At 66.5% G+C, this 316-nt stretch carries 1 pseudogene; it reads left to right on the plus strand.

Going from position 1 to position 316, the window contains the following annotated elements:
- Nucleotides 1–30: 30 nt before the first annotated feature.
- Nucleotides 31–316: pseudogene (locus IG99_RS50000) on the plus strand (hypothetical protein); the annotation flags it as partial.

Consider the following 316-nt stretch of genomic DNA (forward strand, 5'->3'; position numbering starts at 1 on the left):
CACTGGGCGTGCTTCGAATACTGCGAGTGGGTGCCGCGGCAGAACGGCAAGGGCACGGTGTTGGAGGCCCGGGCGCTGGCCGGGTTCTTCCTCCTCGGCGAGGCGTTGATCATGTGGTCGGCGCACGAGTACAAGACGGCGATGGTCGCGTTCCGCAGGGTGCGCGGGCTGATGCGGGCGTTGGGCCGGCAGGTCGGCGACAACGAGAACCTGCTGGAGTTCGACAAGCTCGACGAGCACGGCGAGCCGACCACGTTCCTCGTGAAGATCAACAACACGAACGGGGAAGAGGGCTTCGAGCGGCTCGACACCGAGG

Source organism: Streptomyces griseus subsp. griseus (genome assembly GCF_000720255.1).
GTDB lineage: Bacteria > Actinomycetota > Actinomycetes > Streptomycetales > Streptomycetaceae > Streptomyces > Streptomyces griseus_I.